The sequence below is a fragment of the Streptomyces sp. NBC_01669 genome, assembly GCF_026339735.1.
In the GTDB taxonomy this organism is placed as follows: Bacteria; Actinomycetota; Actinomycetes; order Streptomycetales; family Streptomycetaceae; genus Streptomyces; species Streptomyces yanii.
In genome coordinates, this window is sequence record NZ_JAPEQG010000001.1 from 7,708,317 (window position 1) to 7,728,159 (window position 19,843).

Here is a 19,843-nt window from a genome sequence, read left to right on the forward strand (position 1 = left end):
TGCGCCCGTGGGCCGTTGACACCGAGTGTCAGGGCTTCTAGCGTCTCGTCTGCTGAAGGTACTAAGCGGTTGCTCAGTTATCGGGAACTTCCTGACGTCCGCTGAGCCGTGATCCAAGGGCGAGGAGAACCAAGCATGTCCACCACCGAGCAGCGTGTCGCCATCGTGACGGGAGCGGCGCGAGGCATTGGCGCCGCCACCGCGGTACGCCTGGCGGCCGAGGGCCGCGCCGTCGCCGTACTCGACCTCGACGAGGCGGCCTGCAAGGACACCGTCGAGAAGATCACCGCCGCCGGGGGCACCGCCCTCGCCGTCGGCTGCGACGTGTCGGACAGCGCCCAGGTGGAGGCCGCCGTGGCGCGGGTCGCCGCCGAGCTCGGTGCGCCGACGATCCTCGTCAACAACGCGGGCGTGCTCCGCGACAACCTGCTCTTCAAGATGAGCGAGTCCGACTGGGACACCGTGATGAACGTGCACCTGAAGGGCGCGTTCCTGATGGCCAAGGCCGTCCAGAAGCACATGGTGGACGCCAAGTTCGGCCGTATCGTCTCGCTGTCCTCGTCCTCGGCGCTCGGCAACCGCGGTCAGGCGAACTATTCAGCCGTCAAGGCCGGTCTGCAGGGCTTCACCAAGACCCTCGCCAAGGAGCTCGGCAAGTTCGGCATCACCGCCAACGCCGTCGCCCCCGGCTTCATCGTCACCGAGATGACCGCGCAGACCGCGGCCCGGGTCGGCATGGGCTTCGAGGAGTTCCAGGCCGCCGCCGCCACCCAGATCCCCGTGCAGCGCGTCGGCCGCCCGGAGGACATCGCCAATGCCATCGCCTTCTTCACCGGCGACGACGCGGGCTTCGTCTCCGGCCAGGTCATGTACGTCGCCGGCGGACCGCTCAACTGACCAGAAGGGCAGCAGACATCATGACTGTGCAGGACAGCGGAAAGGTCGCGCTCATCACGGGCGCGAGCCGGGGGATCGGTTACGGAATCGCGGAGGCGCTCGTCGCCCGCGGCGACCGGGTGTGCATCACCGGGCGCGGCGAGGACGCCCTCAAGGAGGCCGTCGAGAAGCTGGGCTCCGACCGGGTCATCGCCGTCGCGGGCAAGGCGCACGACGAGGCGCATCAGGCGGCGGCGGTCGAGCGCACCATGGAGGCGTTCGGCCGCGTGGACTTCCTGGTCAACAACGCCGGTACGAACCCGGTGTTCGGCCCGATCGCCGACCTCGACCTCAATGTCGTGCGCAAGGTCTACGAGACCAATGTGATCTCGGCGCTCGGCTTCGCCCAGCAGACCTGGAAGGCCTGGCAGAAGGAGAACGGCGGGGCGATCGTCAATATCGCCTCGGTCGCCGGTGTCTCCGCCTCGCCCTTCGTCGGCGCGTACGGCATGAGCAAGGCGGCCATGGTCAATCTGACTCTGCAGCTGGCGCACGAGTTCGCCCCGGTCGTCCGGGTCAACTCGATCGCTCCGGCCGTGGTCAAGACCAAGTTCGCCAAGGCGCTGTACGAGGGGCGCGAGGCGGAGGCGGCAGCCGCCTATCCGCTCGGCCGACTCGGTGTCCCCGCGGACATCGGCGGGGCCGCCGCGTTCCTCACGTCGAGCCAGTCCGAGTGGATCACCGGCCAGACGCTGGTGGTCGACGGAGGTATCTTCCTGAATGCGGGCGTGGGCTGAGCACAGCCTGCGCCGGTTTGGCCCCGATTGACTCAAGTGCCCCGTCGGACCTGCGGATTGACCCGACGGGGCGCTGCGGTATGGTCTGCCGACCCATGGCCGATCGAGGAGCGTGCACGTGTTCTACCGGGCCAGACTGCAGGCCGCTGCAGCCCTTGCTTCCCTTTCTCTGCTGGCCGGCTGCGGTCTGCTTTCCGACAGCAGCTCGGAGGCGGAGCAGAAGATAGCCGTCGGTACCACGAGTGAGCCCTCCACCCTCGATCCGGCGGCGGCATGGGACAACTCGTGGGAGCTGATGCGCAACGTCTTCCAGACCCTGGTGAGTTTCCCCACCGGCAGCACGAGCCCGGAGCCCGACGCCGCGGACTCCTGTGTGTTCACGGACCGGACCAGCACGGCCTACCGCTGCACGCTCAAGGAAGGCCTGAAGTTCTCCAACGGGGACAAACTCGACGCGGAGGCTGTGAAGTACTCCATCGACCGGATCACGACCATCAAGGTCAAGGGCGGCCCCCTTGGCATGCTCGGCTCGCTCGACCGGATCGAGACCAAGGGCGACGACACCGTCGTCTTCCACCTGAACAGGCCGGACGCCACGTTCCCGTTCATTCTGGCCACCCCCGCGATGTCCCTCGTGGCGCCCAGCGACTACCCGAAGGACAAGCTCCGCGAGGACGGCAAGGTCACCGGATCGGGCCCCTACCTCCTCGACAAGTACGTGCCGGGGGACCGGGCCGAGCTGGTGAAGAACCAGGGCTACAAGGGCTTTGCCAACCGCAAGAACAACGCCGTGACCATCCGGTACTTCGAGGGGTCCGCCCCCATGGTCGACGCGCTGAAGAAGAACGAGATCGACGCCACCTACCGCGGTCTCACCGCGGAGGAGGTGGTGAGCCTCGAGGACAACAAGGACGAGAACAGCAAGCTGCAGCTGATCGAGACCGTCGGCGCCGACATCCGCTTCCTGGTCTTCAATCCCGAGGACCCGGCTGCGGGGAACCCCGCCGTCCGCCGGGCCGTCGCACAGCTCGTCGACCGTGACGCGCTCGTCGCCAAGGTCTACCAGGGCACCGCCGAGCCGCTGTACTCCATGATCCCCAAGGGTATCGCCGGCCACACCACCAGCTTCTTCGACACCTTCGGCAACCCGAGCCAGCAGAAGGCCAAGCAGATCCTGGTCAAGGCGGGCATCACCAAGCCCGTCGCGATGACGTTCTGGTACACCACCGACCGGTACGGCTCGTCGACGGAACCCGAGTTCGGTGAGCTGAAGCGTCAGCTGGAGGAGTCGGGTCTGTTCAAGATCACGCTCAAGGGCCTGCCGTGGAAGAAGTTCCAGGAGGGCTTCACCAAGGGCCAGTACCCGGTCTTCGGCCGCGGCTGGTTCCCGGACTTCCCGGACCCGGACAACTTCATCGCCCCCTTCGTGGGCAAGGAGAGTGTCACCGGGATGCCGTACGACAAGACCGAGATCACCCAGCACCTGCTGCCGCAGACCCGCCAGGAGAGCGACCGGGGCGCGGTCAGCAAGCAGTTCGAGCAGGCGCAGAACATCCTGGTCGACGATGTCCGGCTGCTGCCTCTGTGGCAGGGCAAGCTCTATGTCGCGGCGGGCGAGGACATCGGTGGCGGCGAGCGCGCGCTGGACCCGCAGACGGTCATGCAGATGTGGGAGCTGTACCGCAAGGCCAGCTGGTAGGACTCGCCCGGCCGGTTGTCAGTGGCCCCCGGTAGGTTCTGTGGTCAAGAACCGATTGCGTACCGGAGGTTGTTGAAGTGACCGACACCGACCTGCTGCCCGAGTCCTGGCGCGGCGTCCTCGGCGAAGAGCTGCAGAAGCCGTACTTCAAGGAGCTCACCGAGTTCGTCGAGGAGGAGCGGGCCAAGGGGCCGGTCTACCCGCCCCGCGAGCAGGTCTTCGCGGCCCTGGAAGCCACTCCGTACGACAAGGTGAAGGTCCTGGTCCTCGGCCAGGACCCGTACCACGGCGAGGGGCAGGGGCACGGGCTTTGCTTCTCCGTGCGGCCCGGCGTCAGGACACCGCCGTCCTTGCGGAACATCTACAAGGAGATGAAGGAGGAGCTCGGCCTGCCGGTCCCGGACAACGGGTATCTGATGCCGTGGGCCGAGCAGGGCGTCCTGCTGCTCAACGCCGTGCTGACGGTCCGCGCCGGCGAGGCCAACTCGCACAAGGGCAAGGGCTGGGAGAAGTTCACGGACGCGGTGATCCACGCGGTGTCCACGCGGCCCGATCCGGCGGTCTTCGTGCTCTGGGGCAACTACGCACAGAAGAAGCTCCCGCTGATCGACGGGGAGCGCCATGCCGTGGTGAAGGGCGCACATCCGTCTCCGCTGTCCGCGAAGAAGTTCTTCGGCTCCCGTCCGTTCACGCAGATCAACGAGGCGGTCGCCGCGCAGGGACACCAGGCCATCGACTGGCGCATCCCCGATCTGGGCTGACCCGCCCGCAGCCGCCCGACAGGCCCCGGGCTCCCGGGGTCTCCGTCGGGTCATGGCGTGGCCGCGCCCGACCCGAAAGCAGCCCTTAGCCCGAGCCTGAGCGGGATTGCCGGTGCCAGCCGCTAGCGTCGCCGTGACCGGAATCGAACGGGCTCCAGCGGGCCCGATCGACGTCGACCGGAGTGAACCGGGAACGGCTGGAACACATGCGAGGGAGACCGCGGTGACGGAGCAGCAGGAGGCGTCGACGGATGCCGTCATGACCAGGATCGGCCAGGCGATCATGCTGCTCCACGGCGGCGACCGGGAAGAGGCCCGTAACCGCTTCGGGGCAATCTGGGCGGAGATCGGTGTGGAGGGCGACGCCCTGCACCGCTGCACCCTCGCGCACTACATGGCCGACACCCAGGACGATCCCGGCGACGAACTGGCATGGGATCTGAGGGCGTTGACCGCTGCCGACGGGCTCTCCGACGGGTGCGTCGCGGAACACGGGGACTCGCTCGCGGTACGGGTCTTCTACCCCTCGCTCCACCTCAACCTTGCGGCGGACTATGTGAAGCTCCAGCGCCCCGACGCGGCCCGGGTCCATCTGGACCGGGCCCGGAAGGCGTCCGAGGTTCTCGCGGACGACGGGTACGGGGGAGGGGTGCGCGCGGCGATCGGTCGGCTGGAGCGGCGGCTTCGGGAGCTGTGAGCCGAGGTCTGTCGCGGATCGTTGCGGTCCGTCCGTTGTCGCGGACCGCAACGATCAGAGTCGGCCGGATCCCGGCGGGATCCGCGACCGACGGGGTTTCAGTGGCCGTAGGTGTCCTCGCAGATCCGGGCCTCGGGGCTGCCCGCGGACCAGCCTCCGTAGCCCCGGCCGAGCGCGCAGACATTCGTCCCGGTGACGGGGGCGGCCGGCGGATTCAGCACCCGCGCGGCTGCGGGCGGGGCATGACGAGGCCGGGGGACCCCGACGTGCTCCCGCTGCTGCGGGGCGCGTGGCGCGGTGCGTCGGGTGTCCGACGGCGCCTTCGCCGGCCGGTCGGAGGCCTTCGGTGACGGCTTCGGGTCGGGGATCGCCCCCAGGCTGTCCCGGACCGGCGGCCCCACGATCTGGGGCGCCAGGTCCTGGACGGGCCTGCTGGTCTCGGGCCGGGGCGCAATGCCCGACCGGGGCTCCACGGACACGCAGCCGGTGACGGCAGTGACTGCCACGCCGACCAGGAGCTTCACGGTGATACTGGTTCGCTGCACCTGGGCAACTCTGCTGTGCGGGCAGGGCGCCGCGCGAGCCGGCCGGTGATGATTGGCCCTCACGAGTGACCCCGGTCAGCGCAACGCCCCGGCTGCCGACCGGGCGCGTGGGATTCGGGTCAGTCGCCGGTCACGCCGTCGATCCGCTCCCGGACCAGGTCGGCGTGGCCGTTGTGCCGCGCGTACTCCTCGATCATGTGGGTGTAGATCCAGCGCAGGTTGAACTGCTCGCCCTTGCGGCTGCGGCCGATCGACAGGTCGTCGAGCCCGTGCTTCGCGGTGATCTCCCGGGCCGCGTCGATCTCCGCCCGCCACGTGGTCCCGGCCTCCTCCCAGGTGTCCGCCTCGGTGGGGTGGAAGTCGCCGTCCTCGTCCTCCGCGGTGCAGTACAGCGACTTCGCTTCCTCGCCGGCCATGACGTTGCGGAACCAGTGGCGCTCCACCTCCGACATGTGCCGTACGAGCCCGAGCAGGCTGAGCTGCGACGGCGGTACGGACGCCTCCCGCAGCTGGGCGTCGGTGAGCCCAGCACATTTCAGCGCGAGCGTGTCGCGGTGATAGGCGAGCCAGCCCTCGAGCATCGGGCGTTCGGCGGCTGCGATGGCGGGTTCGGAGCGTTCGTCTGTGGTCATGCCGGGCATTCTGTCCCAGTGATCAAGACCTGGCCAGATGTTATTCGCAGGGGGGTGTCAGCATGCCGCGCAGCAGTTCGGCGAAGCCGGTGCGCAGCTCTTCCTCGGTCGGTACGGACCGGTGGTACGACCCCGCGGCGCACGAGAACATCAGACCTTCGCACCAGGCCACCAGAGAGAGGGCGTGTCGCTCGGGTTCGGCAGAACCGGCTGCCGTCATCAGCGCCACCAGGGGTTCGCGGAACTGTCCGCCCGTCGCGTCGAAGAACTCCCGAAGCTCCGGGCGCCGGGTGGCCTCCAGGGCCAGTTCGTAGCGGCAGATGAGCAGGTGGGGGTGGCGGGTCAGGTATCGGTGCAGGGCTGAGGCGAGGCTGCCGACGAGCACGGCGACGCCGTGGGGCGGCCCGCCCGCGGGTCCGGCGTCCGGTTCGCCGTCCGGCCTGCCCTCGGCCCGGGCCGCGGGCATCGCAAGTTCGCCCGGGGTCAGGACCTGCGCCTCGCGCTCCGCCAGGCGCCGCACCGTCGCCTCCAGGAGAGCCTGCCGAGTACGCGCGTAGTTGGATGTCGAGCCCTGGGGGAGTCCGGCGCGTTCGTCGACCGCCCGGTGGGTGAGCCCTCGCATCCCGCGCTCGGCGAGAAGTGCCAGGGCGGCATCGGTGATCAGGTCCGCCCGGGAGGCGCCGCCGGTGCGTGTGGTGCTGGTGGCCATGGGATCAACCTACCGCTGCGACTACACCTGTAGTACGTTGGTCTCGTTACTACAGGTGTAGTTTCGAGGAGGAGTCATGGACAAGCCCCATGCGGTCGTCATCGGCAGCGGAGTCGGCGGCCTCACCGCCGCCGTGGCCCTCCACCGGCGCGGCTGGCAGGTCACCGTCCTGGAGCGGGCGGACTCGCTGGAGCCCGTCGGTGCAGGCATCAGCCTGGCCCCCAACGCGCAGCGCGCCCTGGACGTCATCAGCCTCGGCGACCGGGTCCGGTCCCTGGCGGCCTGGCAGGGCGACGGCGGTATGCGCAGTCCTAGCGGCCGCTGGATCTCCCGGACGGACAGCGCAGCGGCGACCGAGCGGTTCGGCGGAGCGATCGTCCTGCTGCACCGTGCGACCCTGATCGAGGCTCTCGTGGCCGAACTGCCCGCATCCGTGATCCGAACCGGAACGACGGCGGAACTCGTGAACCCGGGCACTGCGGGCGGCGCCCGCGCCGTGGTCAGGACGCCCACCGCGGACATCGAGGCCGACCTCGTCATCGCAGCCGACGGCATCAACTCGGCCGTACGCACGCACCTCTTCCCCGATCACCCCGGGCCGTCGTACGCCGGCTTCACCACCTGGCGCGTCGTCGTCCCCGCGCCCGAGCAGCCCTTCGCCCCGCACGAGACCTGGGGCCGCGGCGCCCTCTGGGGCACCCAGCCGCTCAAGGACGGCCGGATCTACGCGTACGCAGCCGCGGTCGCCCCCGCCGGAGGCCGGGCCGCAGACGACGAGAAGGCCGAGCTGCTGCGCCGCTTCGGCGCGTGGCACGATCCGATCCCCGGGATCATCGCCGCCGTCGAACCCGATCAGGTCCTCCGCAACGATGTGCACCATCTGATCGACCCGCTGCCCGCATTCCACCGGGGCCGGACCGTCCTGGTCGGCGACAGCGCCCACGCCATGTCACCCAGCCTCGGACAGGGCGGCAATCAGGCCATCGAGGACGCAATCGTGCTCGCCCACCACGCGGCGCCCGACGCCGACCTCGGGACAGCGCTCGCCGCATACAGTGCGGACCGGCTCCCCCGGACGGGCGCCATCGTCCGCAAGGCTGCCCAGGTGGCCCGTCTGATGTGCCTGACCGGCGCCGCCTCCGTCGCGGTGCGCGACACGCTGATGTCCGCCGTGTCCCGGCTCGGGCCGGCCCTGGTGCTGCGTACCTTCGACGGCATCGCGGACTGGCAGCCGCCGCAGCACACGTATGCTGCCCGGGCGAAGGACATGCATATGACACGGCGTTAGTCAGAGGGAGACCCCAGTGAAGGTCGGCTGCATCGGGCTCGGCGACATCGCGCAGAAGGCTTATCTGCCGGTCCTCACCACCCTGCCCGGGGTCGAACTGCATCTGCAGACCCGCACTCCCGCCACCCTCGCCGCCGTCGCCGCGTCCCACCGGATCCCGCCGGAGCAGTGCCACTCCGAGCTCGACTCGCTGATCGCCCAGGACCTGGACGCCGCTTTCGTCCACGCCCCGACCTCCGTACACCCGGAGATCACCGACCGCCTGCTCCGGGCCGGTGTCCCCACGTACGTGGACAAGCCGCTCGCCTACGAACTCGCCGATTCCGAGCGGCTGGTCAACCTCGCCGAGGAGAGCGGTGTCAGCCTGGCCGTCGGCTTCAACCGGCGGTTCGCCCCCGGCTATGCGCAGTGCATCGAGCACCCGCGCGAGCTGATCCTCATGCAGAAGAACCGGGTGGGCCTGCCCGAGGAACCGCGCGCCATGGTGCTCGACGACTTCATCCATGTCGTCGACACCCTGCGCTTCCTGGTGCCGGGGCCGGTCGAGCACACCGTCGTACGGGCGCGGATCCGGGAAGGTCTGATGCACCATGTCGTGCTGCAGCTGTCCGGAGACGGATTCACCGCCATCGGCGCGATGAACCGGCTGAGCGGCTCGACGGAGGAGCGGCTCGAGGTCTCCGGGCAGGACTCCAAGCGTGAGGTCGTCAACCTTGCCGAGGTGATCGACCACAAGGGACAGCCGAGCCTGCGGCGGCGTGGTGACTGGGTGCCGGTGGCCCGTCAGCGTGGCATCGAGCAGTGCGTGCTGTCCTTCCTGGACGCCGTGCGCGCCGGGAAGCCGCTGAGCGCCCGGGACGCGCTGGAAACGCACGAACTGTGCGAGCGTATTCTGCGGGACCTGGACTGGGCGTAGCGAAACCGCTGGTCAGGGCGGGTCCGGATGCGTCCCGCACGGGCCGGATGCAGGCTGGGGGGATGGACCGCCAGCCCGTGGAGGTGACCTGGTGAAGCCCCACGACGAGCCACAGGGGTGGGGTGCTCTCCAGCCGCCGCCCGGCTACTACTCGGCGGACGGGCGGCCACCCGACGCGATGCAGCGCGCCCTGATCCTGGACTGGGCGGTCAATCAGCGGATCGCGAGCGGCTGGCGGGTGGAGTCGCGCGCCGAGACCCAGGTCGTCATGGTCCGCGGGCAGCCGCTGAACCACGTGCTGCACGCCCTGCTCATGGTGTTCAGCTGCTTCCTGTGGGGCGCCGTGTGGGTGGCGCTGGCCGTGACGAACAAGGTCGAGCGGGTTGCTCTCACCGTCGACGCACAGGGGCGCATCGTCTCCGTGAACGCCCCGTCATAACCGTCCCGCCGGAGCGGCCGCACCGACCGGTTCCACCCGGGTCCGCCGCCGGAGCGACCGCACACCCTCATAGGCGCAGAACGCCGCCAGCACCCCGAGCGCACCCTGCACCGGCCAGTCGCCCAGCCGGACATAGAGCGTGGTGCCGGTGGCCAGCGGTACGTCGAACACGGCGGCCGCGCTGGTGTCCGTACCGAGCGGGGTGCCGATGCGATGCCCCTGCGCGTCGTACACCGTACTGATCCCGGTGAGCGTGGCGTGCACCATCGGGCGGCCGCTCTCCGCCGCCCGGAGGGCGCCCAGCGAGGCGTGCTGGGCCGGCGCCCAGCTGTGCTGGAACGTGGACGTCGACGACTGGGCGATCAGCAACTGGGCCCCGTCGCGGGCAAGCCGCCTGCTCATGTCGGGGAACGCCGACTCGAAGCAGATCAGCGGACCTATGCGGAGCCTCTCCGCTCCGGCCCGGGAGGAATGCACCGGGGACGGCGGCTCGGGAACGGACATCACCACCTGCCGGTTCCCGCGCAGCCGGTCCTCGCCCGCCGCCTTGCCCACCGACGTCACCCAGCCGAGCACCGAACGAGCCGGAATGTACTCGCCGAACGGCACCAGACGCATCTTGTCGTAGCGGTCCCCGGTCGGGCCGTCCGGCCCCACCAGCACCGCACTCTTGAAGATCCCCGTCCGGCCCGAGCCGTCGGTCTGCCGGGCATCCATATTGACCAGCACATCCGTGCCGACCTCGCGTGACAGCTTCGCGATCCTGGCTGCGAGGTCCGGGCGCTGTGACAGGTCCTCGCCGACGCTGCTCTCGCCCCAGACGACCAGGTCGAGCTGCCGGCCCACCAGCGTGCGGGTCAGTTGCTCGCTGCGTGCGAAACGCAGCTCCACGCTGTTCGACCCTTCGACGACACCGGGTTGTACGACAGCGATCCGGACCGCTCCCGCGGGCTCCGGCTGCGGCGCCCACCTCCATATCGCGCCCACTGCCAGCGCGCCCACCACGATGCCGACGGCCGCAGCCGTCCGGGCGGCGGACGTCACGAGCAGCAGGGTGACCGCGGTGTTCACCCCCACCACCAGGAGGCTCACCAGCCACACCCCTCCCACCGATGCCACCCGGAGCGCCATGGGCACCTGCCACTGGCTTGCGCCGAGCAGCCCCCAGGGGCCGCCGAGCGCATCCCAGGAGCGGGCCAGTTCGATCATCAGCCAGCCGGACGGAACCACGATCAGGGCCGCCCCGGCCCTCGCGACGGACGGCGATCCGCCCAGTAGCCGGGAGACCAGCAGCCCCCACGGCGCCCAGAGCAGACCGAGAAGCGCCGCCAGTATCACGAGGAACACATGCAGGCTCGGCAGCAGCCAGTTGTGCACCGCGAGCAGGTAGCCCGTACCGCCGAGCCAGCCGTCGAGCGCGGCCCGTCGGCCCGTACCGGCCGACCGGATCAGCAGCAGCCACGGCACCAGCGCGATATACGCGAACCACCACAGATCCGGGGCAGGAAAGGCGAGCGCGGGCAGTGCACCCGCGAGCAGCGCAGCACCACCGCGCCACCAGGGGGACCGGAGCAGGCGCTCCCCCTGCTCACGCCGAACGGCCGCAATTCGCATGCCGCGCCTCCTCGTCCTGCCCGGTGAGCAGTGTCCCCCTCCTCCTTCCCCAGTGTGGGGGGAGGGGAACGGCCGCGGCCAGAGGGAGGTGGGGCCGTTGGCGGGGATCAGCCGGGGGCGAGCTCCCCGGTGAGGCTGCGCCATTTCTCATGGACGGCCACGGTGCGGATCCGCCAGCCGATCTCCGTGCGCAACAGCCCGAACGCGTACCGGCCGCCCGAGACGAAGTTCGGTGCCGTGGTGGTGTCCGCGGCCCCGGTGGCGCCGTCGTCCGGCGTACCCCGCAGCCGCATCGGGTTGAGGTAGTCGGCCTGCACCTCGGCCCGGTCGCCGGGATAGCCCCCCAGGTCCTGGAGGTCCAGCCGGCGGTTGACGATCAGATGCTGTCGTACGGGGAAGAGGCGCATGGTTTCCGCGAGCCACTGCGCGACCTCGGCTGCGGGTCCCTCGATGCCGCCCGCGCTGCGGTAGTCGGCGCGGCCGTCCGGGGTGAACAGCTCCCCGTAGTCCTGCCAGGCGCTGTCGTCCACCGCCACCGCATAGCCGGTGATCACTGCATCGATGGACAGCTGGTCCATCACGGTTGCGAGAGCCACGCGCTGCGTCATCCGGTCAGTGTGTGCCCGCCGACCGCCGAGGCCAAGGGCCGTGCACGCGCGGCGGCGGTCCGGTCCTGATCCGGACGCCCGGGGTCCGGCACGGTGCATGCCTCAGCAGGGGACGACGGCCACCGGCCCGAGCGCGTGCGTGAGCGTCGTCTGTGCGACCGGGGACAGCCCGAACCCGAGCGCCTCGCCGCCCTTTCGCCGCCCGATCACCGTGAGCGCGGCCGTCGCCGACGCCGTCACCAGGGTGCGCGACGCGGAGCCGTGGGTCGGCTCCAGCACGAGCTCGACCTGCGGGTACTTCTCGCGTCGGCCTGCGGTGAGCTCCGAGAGGGTCCGCTCGGCGGCGCCCGCCGCCGCGTCCCGGTCGAAGACGGGTCCGCCGGAGAGCATCGACGAGAACATCGTCCAGCCGTGCACGATCCGCAGCCGCGCGCCGGGCCGGGCTGCTGCCGCCTCGAACGCGAACTCCAGTACCGCCTCGCTGCTCTCGTCGGCAGCCACTCCCGCGACAATGTCCGGGAATGTTTCCGCCGCGTCCACCGCGTCGTCGTCCCCCCGACCGCTGTGGATGACGACGACCGGGCACGTGGCCATCGAAGCCGTCGCCAGGCTGTTCGAGCCGATCAGCAGGGACCGGAATCCGCCCAGACCGCGGGAGCCCAGCACCAGCAGCGACGCGTTCCCGCCGAGCGAGGTCAGCGCGGCCACGGGGAAGTCGAGCGGGCTGAGCGTCGACGGGTGCAGGTCCGGAGCGATCAGCGACACCCGCCGTACGGACTCCGTGAGCAGCTCCTCGGCCTGTCGCTGCTGCGCCTCCTGGACGGTACGCCGGGAGGGTATCCGGACATGCACGATCGTCAGCGGAAGTCCTCGCCGGACGGCTTCACGCGCGGCCCAGTCGAGGGCTTCGTAGCTGTGCGAAGAGCCGTCGACGGCGGCGATCACGGGAAGCTCGGCGGTGGTCATGGAGTCCTCCAGAGTCCGGCGGTGCATGTCCCGGGCTGGTATGCGAACGCAGCATCCGGCAGGGACTTTCGACCCTTTTCTACCCTGTGCGTCCGAGGGCCGGCCCGGCGGGTGCAGGACCGGCCACTTTCCGGTGCCGGTGGCGGCCGGTCCCGGACCACCGCCGGGACCTGTTCCGTACGCTACGGCCAGTCGCCCTCCGGCGCTCCGGCACGAGCCTGGCGTCCGGTCGCCGGCCGGGCGTGCTCCGTGGCGGCCGGGGCGGGCACGGGCACGACGCGCGGCCGGTTGCGCGTCCGGCCCGCGGGCTCGGCGGCCTCCGAGTGCCGCGGCGAGCCCCTCGATCTACTCGGCGAGGCACGGGTCGGAGTGGGACGCTGCCGTACTCGTCGTCCTCCTCGATCGTCAGCCGCTGTACGGCCGCGCGCAGGGCCGGGCTCGGCACGCACCGGTGGCTCTGTGCGGTGGAGTGACGGATGCTCAGCCGGCCGCGCCACCGGCGGATGGGGGTGACGACCGGTACTCCGAGGGGCGTACGTCGGCTGCCTTCGGACGTACGACGACGCCGGGCGCTTCCCGAGGGATGCTCCGGGCATGCAGAACCAGCCCGCAGGAGCCACGACAGAGCCGGTGCGCGGTAGTGCAGTCGGCTCATTGCCGACCACGCCCGTGTGGCGCAATGTGCGACCGGTGGAGCGCCTCTGCTACGGGACCGGCGCGCTCCTCGTCGTCTCCGGGCTGCTGCATCTGATCGTCTTCGCCGTCGACGGCGGCTCCTGGGACGGCCCGGTGTCCTGGCGCAAGCCCGTCACCTTCGGGGTCTCGTTCGGACTGACGCTCATCTCGCTCTGCTGGGTGGCGTCCTACCTGCGCATACGCCCCCGCACGCGTACCGTGCTGCTCGCGTTGTTCGCCGCCGACTGCGTGCTGGAGGTCGGCGGCATCACGCTCCAGGCGTGGCGCGGCGTACCGTCCCACTTCAACATGGAGACCCCCTTCGACACGGCGGTCTCCATGGCGCTGGCCGTCGGCGGGGGAGCGCTGGTCGTCATCCTCACCACCCTCGCGGTCGCCTCGTTCGTCCGGCGCCCGGACGGACCGACGGCCATGGCGCTCGCGATTCGGGCCGGTTTCACGATCCTCGTCGTCGGGCTGCTGTCCGGCGCGGCGATGATCGCCCGTGGTGTCTATCTGACACGCACCGGCCATCAGTCGGCCGGCTACGACTCCACGGCATCGGTGAAGCCACTGCACGCGGTGAGCCTGCACGCGATCCTGGTGCTGCCCCTGCTGGCCGGGGTGCTGGCCAGAACTTCGTGGACCGCCCGCACCCGTCGTACCGTCGTCCGCGCCGCTGTGGGGTGTTATGCGGCCGCCGTGGGCGGGGCGCTGCTGTGGGCGGTCGTCGCGTACTGACAAAGGCGGTGCAGGCAACCGGGGCGGTGAGGAGGCGGACTCGGAGCACATGATGCAAGCTGCGGAAAAGGCAACGGGCCGGGGTGAACCGCGAAAGGCGATCATGAGCGCGAGGGATGCGAATGTCGGGAATGCAGAGGCCGCGGCCCGGGCCGACGCAGCGGCGGCCATCGGCGCGGCCGAACCGGCCGACGCGGCGCTGTCCGGTTGCGCGGCGCTGGTGACCGGCGCCTCCAGCGGCATCGGGGCGGCCACCGCCCTGGCACTGGCCCGGCAGGGCGCGGCTCTCGCGCTGGTCGCCCGTCGAGCCGACCGGCTGGAGGAACTGACCACCGCGATCCGGGACCGGGGCGGCTCGTGCGTCGCCCTCACCGCCGACCTTCGCGATGCGACTCAGGCCCGTCGTGCCGTGGAGGACGCCGCGGACCGGTTCGCGCGGTTGGACGTACTGGTGAACAACGCCGGATACGTGGCGATCGGAGCCGTGGAGGAAGGCGACCCCGAGGAATGGGACCGGATGGTCGACCTCAACCTCAAGGCCGTTCTGCACATGTCGCAGGCAGCGCTGCCGCACCTGCTGCGCGCGGCTGCTGACGCCCCGCGCCGGGTCGCCGACCTGGTGAACGTCAGCTCGCTCGCGGGCCGGGTGGCCCGTAAGAACAACAGCGTCTATTCGGCGACGAAACACGCGGTCGGAGCATTCAGCGAGGCCCTGCGCCAAGAGGTCACGGGGCGCGGTGTCCGGGTGGGCCTCGTCGAGCCGGGGATGACCACGACGGAGATGTCGACCGGCGCCGGGTTCGCAGCCGCGCATGGTCTGCCGCAGAACACGTGGCTCGACGCCGAGGACATTGCCCGGGCCATCGCCTTCATGGTCACTCAGCCGCGGCACGCGGCGGTCAACGAGATCATGGTGCGCCCGACGGCCCAGGAACGCTGAACCCTGGGACCGTCTGTTGTCTGCCGCTGGACCCGCCGGCGCGAAGGGAGACATCGGCCCACCCGGCGCTGACGCCAAGGATGGTACGGACGGGGAGGACAGCGCCGACGGCCGGACCTGTTCTGAGGGATACTCTCTGCAGGCCCCGCCGGATGATCCGGATGCACTGGTGTGCCGCCGGGACGGCGCGTGTGCACCGACCCCGAGCACCAGCAGTGGCCTCCTCGGCCTCGGCGCCCTCACCGCAACATCCATGTACAGGAGACTTGATGGCTGAAATCCCACCGCGCCAGGTACAGCGGCGCGTGGACGACGATGTTGCGGACACAGGCACACGCGGCACCGCGGGCCGCGTCGAGCCGCCGCGGCCGCAATACGCGGGGCTGTTCGTAGCGCCCCCCGACCTGCCTCCCGCCGACACCGAATGAAGATGCCCCCTCCCGCCGAAGCGAAGCGGGAGGGGGCATCTTCATGTCTACGGGCACGACTCCTCGTACTTCACCGCGGTGAACTCGACCGGCTGCCCCTTCAACGCCACGCCGGGGCTGGGGGACTGGGTGCACACCTTCCAGTTGCTCTCCAGCAGGACCATGCGGTCGTCGGCGCCGGCATCGGTCACGGTGATCGATGTGCCGGAGTCGAGCGCACCGCGAGCGGCCTTCACGGACTTCCCCGCAAAGTTCGGCATGGTGTCGCCGGCCGGGGCAGGCGCCTTCTGATCTGCGGTCGGACAAGTCTCTTCGAGCTTGACCGCCCCGAAGTCCAGCTCGGTGTCCAACGGGATGGTTTTCCCTGCCTTGTAGTTCTGGCTGCACACCTTCCAGTTCCGGTCGAACGCCTGCATACGGTCCCGTCCCGAGCTGTCGTGGGACGTCAGACTGTAGAAGCCCTGCTTCTGCGCCGCGTCCTGGGCCGACTGCAGTCCCATCCCGACGAAGTCGGGCATGGCCTTCGGCTTCTCGGCATCCTGGTCCGCAGACTCCTTGGCGTTCGTCGGCTTGTCGTCCGTCGTGTCGGCCACCGGCTCCTTGGGGTGAGCGGTCACCGTCTTCGTGACCGTGGGCACCGGCTTCTCACGGGCGGCGTTCTCCGTGTTACCGCCGCCTGCTGCGCCGATGACAACGCCGAAGCAGAACAGGCCGAACGCGGAAGGGATGATGATTCGCTTTCGCGCCCATCCCGGCCGTGCGTCGGGCGGCTGCACAGGCTGCTGCTGCGGCTGGTTGTTCCAGGACATTCGTCCCCCCTGGGTAGTTCGTGGAGAGATGACCGTAACTGCCAGTGTTGGTAGGGGTGAATCAGGTCGCCGCCGTGGTCAATGTTGATGAGTTCGGGTGTCACCCATGGCGGTCGGACGCACCGCGCGACTGGTCATACTTTTCGTGTGGAGACGCAAACCATGGAGGACGCGCGGCGTTGGCTCGCGGAGCGAGGCGTTGTCGAGGTCGGTGACAGGTGGGTCGACGCCGAGGGGCCGGAGCGGCCGCTCACCGGCAACGAGATCGCGCTCTCCTGGGCCGGCGAGGTGTTCACCGACGAGTGCCTGGACGTGGCCGAGCAGGTGAGGCTGGCCTTCGGGCTGCTGGATCTCCTCGACGACTACTGGGTGACGTGCGAGATCCGGTTCGCGGACCGAGGTTCGGAGGGGTCCCTGCCCGCCGACGTGCTGTGGGACGGCTATCGCCGACGGCTGGAGGCGGATCGGGACGCCGAGGCCGTCACCTACTCGCTCTGGGTCGACTGGTTCGAGGATCACGACACCGTCGCGACGGCCTTCGCCGAGGTGCTTGGGAACGACATCGACCACGTCGTGGCGGAGGGATCGGATGCTCTGCTCCGCCGTGCCGACCGGGTTCTGGCCTGCTCGGGCTGAACATTCCCTGGCGGAACGGCGCGCGGCGTCGGATGCGGTGCATCGCAAGGCGGAGGAGCATCCTCATACTGGGCGTATTCGGGCGTTCCGACAACGCGGCGAGGTGCCGTAGCTGTCGTCGCGCGCCCGCCAGGGATGACGGGGCAGCCCTCAGCCCGCCGACTCACCCGCGTGCGGGCTCAGCACATCGGTCGCCACCAGCGCGAACAGCACCAGGCCCAGCAGTACGCGGTAGATGACGAACGGCATGAAGCTCTTGGTCGTGATGAACTTCATGAACCAGGCGATGACCGCGTATCCGACACCGAAGGCGATGAACGTCGCGAAGATCGTCGGCCCCCACGACACGTGCCCCTCGCCCGCGTCCTTCAGCTCGAAGACACCCGAGGCGAGCACCGCCGGGATCGCCAGCAGGAACGAGTAGCGGGCCGCAGCCTCGCGGGTGTAGCCCATCAGCAGACCGCCGCTGATCGTGGCGCCCGAGCGGGAGACGCCGGGGATCAGGGCCAGCGCCTGGCAGAATCCGAAGATCAGGCCGTCCTTGACGCCGAGTTCCTTGAGGGACTTGCGCTCCCTGATCGCCCGGTGCTTGCCGCCCACCTCGTCGCGGGCGGCGAGACGGTCGGCGATGCCGAGGACGATGCCCATCACGATCAGGGTGGTGGCGATGAGGCGCAGGTCGCGGAACGGGCCCTCGATCTGGTCCTTGAAGGTCACGCCGAGGACGCCGATCGGGATGGAGCCGACGATGACGAGCCAGCCCATCTGCGCGTCGTGGTCGCTGCGCATCGACCGGTTGGTCAGCGAGCGGAACCAGGCCGAGACGATCCGGACGATGTCCTTCCGGAAGTAGATGAGGACTGCGGCCTCCGTGCCGATCTGGGTGATGGCGGTGAACGCCGCACCCGGGTCGTTCCAGCCGGCGAACGCTGCGGTGAGCCGCAGATGCGCGCTGGAGGAGATCGGCAGGAACTCGGTCAGTCCCTGAACGAGGCCCAGGACGAACGATTCGAACCAGCTCATGGGGCTTTGGCCATCCCGAAAGTGATCGTGCATCGGACGACGGCCTGCAGGGCCGTCGCCAGCGTGCGGATTGCGGTCATATGAGGGACGGGCCACGGCGGGCCCGGTGATCGTCTGCGGTGCGCGGGCAGCGTATCGCCCTTGGATGAACAGGGTGACGCCTGCCCCTGCACCCACCGCCGAACCCCAGTGGTGTCAGGGGGCACCGGACCGCAGACCGGCTCACAGGCTCAGTCCGCGGCGAGGCGGTGCCGCTTGCGCCAGGCGACAACGGCCGCACCGACGCCCGTCAGCACGATGAAACCCATCGCCGCCAGAAACGCGGGCGATGTCGGGGACGAGGCCTCGCTGCCCGCGACGACGTAGGCGGCGGTGTTCGGGATCGAGCCGAGCCCGGTGGCCACCAGGAACGGCGGATACCCCATGCGTGAGACCGCGGCGCAGTAGTTGGCGGCGGCGAACGGAACCCCCGGGAAGAGCCGCAGCGCCAGCATCGAACGGAAGCCGTGCCGACTCAGCTGCCCGTCCGCGGCCTTCAGCCAGCGCCCGCGCACCAGCGTACGGAGCGCGTCCTGCCCCAGTACCCTGCCCAGCCCGAACGAGATGCCCGCGCCGAGCACCGTGCCCGCCAGGGCGGCGGCCAGACCGGTCTGCGACCCGAACAGCGCACCCGCGGCGAGGTTGAGGAGCGGCCGCGGCACGAACGCCACGGTGGACACGCCGTACGCGAGGCCGAACAGCAGGACCGCTGCGCCGCCACCGTTCAGCTGCGCCGGCCAGCCATGGGCCAGGAGGCGCTGGGGATCGAGGAGCAGCGTGGTCGCCGCGGCGGCCAACAGCACGGCCACGAGCAGCGAGAACCGGGACCAGGGCGAGAGCAGCGCCCTCGTACAGCGCACGGCGAGGCCGGGGGCGGGCCGGGCGGCGGGGACGGGGTCGAGCATTCGGGGAGAGTAACCGACACCTGAGTGTGATCGCCGTAATGTGCACCGTATGAGCCCCGCAGCCGAAGCCGCTCCCGGCGTGCCGCCGAGCGAGCTCGCCGACACCGTGCTGGCGCGTCTGACGGTCGTCTACCCCAGGGCCGCCGATCCCGGGAGGGCCGCCTCCGCCGCCGCGTACATGAAGCACGTCGCCCCGTTCCTCGGCATCACCGCGCCGCAGCGCCGAGCCCTGTCACGTACGGTCCTGGACGGCACCGGGCGTCCCGACGAGGTGGACTGCGCGGCCGTCGCGCTGCGCTGCTGGAAGCTGCCCGAGCGGGAGTACCAGTACTTCGCAGCCGACTATCTGCGCCGCCACGCGCCCCGCTGCTCCTCCCGGTTCCTGCCCGTCGTACGGCACCTCGTCTCCACCGTCCCCTGGTGGGACACCGTCGATGTGCTCGCCGCCCATGTCGCAGGACCGCTCGTCGCCGCCGGCCCGGAGCTGAAGGCGGTGATGGACGAGTGGATCGAGGACGACAACCTGTGGATCGCCCGCACCGCCCTGCTGCACCAGCTGCGCTACCGGGACGCCACCGACGCCGAACGGCTCTTCGGCTACTGCCTGCGCCGGGCGGATCACCCCGACTTCTTCATCCGCAAGGCGATCGGCTGGTGTCTGCGCGAGTACGCCAAGACCGATCCGTGGGCTGTGCGGGACTTCGTCGACGGCGCCCGGGACCGGCTCTCGCCGCTGTCCGTACGCGAGGCCATGAAGCACCTCTGAGGTGCGGTCGGCGCCGAACTCCCTTTCCGGGCCCGGCGGAAAACCATTCGACGGCGCCACGGCCGTGGGCCATGATCGGACCCATGTTCCGGTACGCCTTCCTCGCAGCGCAGTCCGCAGTCGCGGACGCGCCGAAGGCTGCCGTCATCCCTTCCTTCCTCGCTGCCACCGCAATCACCGCGGCAGCAGCCGCAGTCGACGCAGCAGCGTTCAGCGCTGCAACAGCGCCCATCGGCGGCGCCCGAAGCTGACCCTCCCCCGACAGTCCGGCGGACCCCGTAAGGGGAGGGTCGGCGGGGCCCTGGGGTCTTCTCTCTCAGCTTCGAGTTTCCAA

General features: G+C 70.1%; 22 protein-coding genes. 13 read left to right on the forward strand and 9 right to left on the reverse strand.

Translation table 11 applies throughout. The features are described from left to right. Positions 1-135 precede the first annotated feature (135 nt). The 5 genes from fabG to OG972_RS34555 all read left to right on the forward strand — a co-directional run bounded on the left by fabG (position 136) and on the right by OG972_RS34555 (position 4,830). Positions 136-897: a 3-oxoacyl-ACP reductase FabG gene (gene fabG / locus OG972_RS34535; RefSeq protein ID WP_266988273.1), complete on the forward strand. Its 762-nt coding sequence runs from the start codon at positions 136-138 to the stop codon at positions 895-897. A gap of 20 nt (positions 898-917) precedes the next feature. After that, complete coding sequence (locus OG972_RS34540) at positions 918-1,673, forward strand: SDR family oxidoreductase (RefSeq protein WP_266988274.1); 756 nt, start codon at positions 918-920, stop codon at positions 1,671-1,673. 118 nt (positions 1,674-1,791) lie between these two features. After that, the gene (locus OG972_RS34545) at positions 1,792-3,372 is read left to right on the forward strand and encodes an ABC transporter substrate-binding protein (RefSeq protein WP_266988276.1); all 1,581 of its coding nucleotides are present in this window, start codon (positions 1,792-1,794) and stop codon (positions 3,370-3,372) included. 77 nt (positions 3,373-3,449) lie between these two features. After that, a complete protein-coding gene (locus OG972_RS34550) occupies positions 3,450-4,133 on the forward strand; it encodes a uracil-DNA glycosylase (protein ID WP_266988278.1) in 684 nt (227 codons plus the stop codon). A 223-nt stretch (positions 4,134-4,356) separates the two neighbouring features. Beyond that, the gene (locus OG972_RS34555; protein WP_266988280.1) at positions 4,357-4,830 is read left to right on the forward strand and encodes a hypothetical protein; all 474 of its coding nucleotides are present in this window, start codon (positions 4,357-4,359) and stop codon (positions 4,828-4,830) included. Between the two features lie 98 nt (positions 4,831-4,928). Here OG972_RS34555 and OG972_RS34560 read toward each other — a convergent pair whose 3' ends face one another. The 3 genes from OG972_RS34560 to OG972_RS34570 all read right to left on the reverse strand — a co-directional run bounded on the left by OG972_RS34560 (position 4,929) and on the right by OG972_RS34570 (position 6,716). Then, a complete protein-coding gene (locus OG972_RS34560; protein ID WP_266988282.1) occupies positions 4,929-5,375 on the reverse strand; it encodes a hypothetical protein in 447 nt (148 codons plus the stop codon). A 119-nt stretch (positions 5,376-5,494) separates the two neighbouring features. Then, positions 5,495-6,007 carry a DinB family protein gene (locus tag OG972_RS34565; protein WP_266988284.1) on the reverse strand — a complete coding sequence of 171 codons (513 nt, stop codon included), beginning with the start codon at positions 6,005-6,007 and terminating at the stop codon, positions 5,495-5,497. Between the two features lie 40 nt (positions 6,008-6,047). Beyond that, positions 6,048-6,716: a TetR/AcrR family transcriptional regulator gene (locus OG972_RS34570; RefSeq protein ID WP_266988286.1), complete on the reverse strand. Its 669-nt coding sequence runs from the start codon at positions 6,714-6,716 to the stop codon at positions 6,048-6,050. Between the two features lie 76 nt (positions 6,717-6,792). Between OG972_RS34570 and OG972_RS34575 the strand changes: the two genes are divergently transcribed. From OG972_RS34575 to OG972_RS34585, 3 genes are all read left to right on the forward strand, one after another. Further along, on the forward strand, positions 6,793-8,004 hold the full coding sequence (locus tag OG972_RS34575) for an FAD-dependent monooxygenase (protein ID WP_266988288.1): 1,212 nt from the start codon (positions 6,793-6,795) through the stop codon (positions 8,002-8,004). Positions 8,005-8,020: 16 nt separating this feature from the next. Then, complete coding sequence (locus OG972_RS34580; protein ID WP_266988290.1) at positions 8,021-8,920, forward strand: Gfo/Idh/MocA family protein; 900 nt, start codon at positions 8,021-8,023, stop codon at positions 8,918-8,920. A gap of 91 nt (positions 8,921-9,011) precedes the next feature. Continuing rightward, the gene (locus OG972_RS34585; protein WP_266988292.1) at positions 9,012-9,359 is read left to right on the forward strand and encodes a hypothetical protein; all 348 of its coding nucleotides are present in this window, start codon (positions 9,012-9,014) and stop codon (positions 9,357-9,359) included. Here OG972_RS34585 and lnt read toward each other — a convergent pair. The 3 genes from lnt to OG972_RS34600 all read right to left on the reverse strand — a co-directional run bounded on the left by lnt (position 9,354) and on the right by OG972_RS34600 (position 12,547). Then, a complete protein-coding gene (lnt, locus tag OG972_RS34590) occupies positions 9,354-10,973 on the reverse strand; it encodes an apolipoprotein N-acyltransferase (protein ID WP_266988294.1) in 1,620 nt (539 codons plus the stop codon). The genes OG972_RS34585 and lnt overlap by 6 nt on opposite strands. Before the next feature lie 107 nt (positions 10,974-11,080). Then, positions 11,081-11,581, reverse strand: coding sequence for a nuclear transport factor 2 family protein (locus OG972_RS34595; RefSeq protein ID WP_266988296.1), 501 nt, complete (start codon positions 11,579-11,581; stop codon positions 11,081-11,083). Positions 11,582-11,683: 102 nt separating this feature from the next. Then, positions 11,684-12,547 carry a universal stress protein gene (locus OG972_RS34600; RefSeq protein WP_266988297.1) on the reverse strand — a complete coding sequence of 288 codons (864 nt, stop codon included), beginning with the start codon at positions 12,545-12,547 and terminating at the stop codon, positions 11,684-11,686. Between the two features lie 654 nt (positions 12,548-13,201). On the opposite strand from OG972_RS34600, the gene OG972_RS34605 reads away from it, so the two are divergent. Together OG972_RS34605 and OG972_RS34610 are read left to right on the forward strand one after the other, a co-directional pair. Then, positions 13,202-13,963 (forward strand): hypothetical protein, encoded by a 762-nt coding sequence (locus OG972_RS34605; protein WP_266988298.1) that lies wholly within the window; start codon positions 13,202-13,204, stop codon positions 13,961-13,963. A gap of 103 nt (positions 13,964-14,066) precedes the next feature. Beyond that, positions 14,067-14,903, forward strand: coding sequence for an SDR family oxidoreductase (locus OG972_RS34610; protein ID WP_266988300.1), 837 nt, complete (start codon positions 14,067-14,069; stop codon positions 14,901-14,903). 475 nt (positions 14,904-15,378) lie between these two features. On the opposite strand, the gene OG972_RS34615 is transcribed toward OG972_RS34610, so the two are convergent. Continuing rightward, positions 15,379-16,140 (reverse strand): hypothetical protein, encoded by a 762-nt coding sequence (locus OG972_RS34615; protein WP_266988302.1) that lies wholly within the window; start codon positions 16,138-16,140, stop codon positions 15,379-15,381. Between the two features lie 147 nt (positions 16,141-16,287). On the opposite strand from OG972_RS34615, the gene OG972_RS34620 reads away from it, so the two are divergent. Beyond that, a complete protein-coding gene (locus tag OG972_RS34620; protein ID WP_266988304.1) occupies positions 16,288-16,776 on the forward strand; it encodes a hypothetical protein in 489 nt (162 codons plus the stop codon). A gap of 150 nt (positions 16,777-16,926) precedes the next feature. Here the strand turns inward: OG972_RS34620 and OG972_RS34625 are convergent, their stop codons facing one another. Together OG972_RS34625 and OG972_RS34630 are read right to left on the reverse strand one after the other, a co-directional pair. Continuing rightward, a complete protein-coding gene (locus tag OG972_RS34625; protein ID WP_266988306.1) occupies positions 16,927-17,799 on the reverse strand; it encodes an undecaprenyl-diphosphate phosphatase in 873 nt (290 codons plus the stop codon). Between the two features lie 230 nt (positions 17,800-18,029). After that, positions 18,030-18,743, reverse strand: a complete 714-nt coding sequence (locus OG972_RS34630) for a TVP38/TMEM64 family protein (protein ID WP_266988308.1) — start codon at positions 18,741-18,743, stop codon at positions 18,030-18,032. 49 nt (positions 18,744-18,792) lie between these two features. On the opposite strand from OG972_RS34630, the gene OG972_RS34635 reads away from it, so the two are divergent. After that, a complete protein-coding gene (locus OG972_RS34635; protein WP_266988310.1) occupies positions 18,793-19,509 on the forward strand; it encodes a DNA alkylation repair protein in 717 nt (238 codons plus the stop codon). An 83-nt stretch (positions 19,510-19,592) separates the two neighbouring features. Next, on the forward strand, positions 19,593-19,760 hold the full coding sequence (locus OG972_RS34640) for a hypothetical protein (RefSeq protein ID WP_266988312.1): 168 nt from the start codon (positions 19,593-19,595) through the stop codon (positions 19,758-19,760). The last annotated feature ends 83 nt before the right edge of the window (positions 19,761-19,843 follow it).